Consider the following 1,350-nt stretch of genomic DNA (forward strand, 5'->3'; position numbering starts at 1 on the left):
ACCTTGATGTGAAATCGAGTAGGGCGGGACACGTGACATCCTGTCTGAATATGGGGGGACCATCCTCCAAGGCTAAATACTCCTGACTGACCGATAGTGAACCAGTACCGTGAGGGAAAGGCGAAAAGAACCCCTGTGAGGGGAGTGAAATAGAACCTGAAACCGTGTACGTACAAGCAGTGGGAGCCCTTCGGGGTGACTGCGTACCTTTTGTATAATGGGTCAGCGACTTACATTTTGTAGCGAGGTTAACCGTATAGGGGAGCCGTAGGGAAACCGAGTCTTAACTGGGCGTCTAGTTGCAAGGTGTAGACCCGAAACCGGGTGATCTAGCCATGGGCAGGTTGAAGGTTGAGTAACATCAACTGGAGGACCGAACCCACTAACGTTGCAAAGTTAGGGGATGACCTGTGGCTGGGGGTGAAAGGCCAATCAAACTCGGAGATAGCTGGTTCTCCCCGAAAGCTATTTAGGTAGCGCCTCGGACGAATACTACTGGGGGTAGAGCACTGTTTGGGCTAGGGGGTCATCCCGACTTACCAACCCCATGCAAACTCCGAATACCAGTAAGTAATATCCGGGAGACACACGGCGGGTGCTAACGTCCGTCGTGAAGAGGGAAACAACCCAGACCGCCGGCTAAGGTCCCAAAGTTCTGGTTAAGTGGGAAACGATGTGGGAAGGCTCAGACAGCTAGGATGTTGGCTTAGAAGCAGCCATCATTTAAAGAAAGCGTAATAGCTCACTAGTCGAGTCGGCCTGCGCGGAAGATGTAACGGGGCTCAAACCAGGCACCGAAGCCGCGGATTTGCACTTAGTGCAAGTGGTAGGGGAGCGTTCTGTAAGTCTGCGAAGGTGTATCGAGAGGTATGCTGGAGATATCAGAAGTGCGAATGCTGACGTAAGTAACGATAAAGGGGGTGAAAAGCCTCCTCGCCGGAAGACCAAGGGTTCCTGTCCAACGTTAATCGGGGCAGGGTGAGTCGACCCCTAAGGCGAGGCCGAAAGGCGTAGTCGATGGGAAGCAGGTTAATATTCCTGCACGACTTGTAATTGCGATGGGGGGACGGAGAAGGCTAGGTGGGCCAGGCGACGGTTGTCCTGGTGAAAGTGCGTAGGTGGTGTTTCTAGGCAAATCCGGAGACACAACACTGAGACACGAGACGAACGCACTACGGTGCGGAAGCCATTGATGCCCTGCTTCCAGGAAAAGCCTCTAAGCTTCAGATTACAAGTCATCGTACCCCAAACCGACACAGGTGGTCGGGTAGAGAATACCAAGGCGCTTGAGAGAACTCGGGTGAAGGAACTAGGCAAAATAGAACCGTAACTTCGGGAGAAGGTTCGCTC

General features: G+C 53.0%; 1 rRNA gene. It reads left to right on the top strand.

Annotated elements, in window-relative coordinates:
• Positions 1 to 1,350 (top strand): 23S ribosomal RNA (locus G5182_RS20085); the annotation flags it as partial.

This window comes from Aeromonas sp. 600948, from assembly GCF_049174875.1.
In the GTDB taxonomy this organism is placed as follows: domain Bacteria; phylum Pseudomonadota; class Gammaproteobacteria; order Enterobacterales; family Aeromonadaceae; genus Aeromonas; species Aeromonas veronii_A.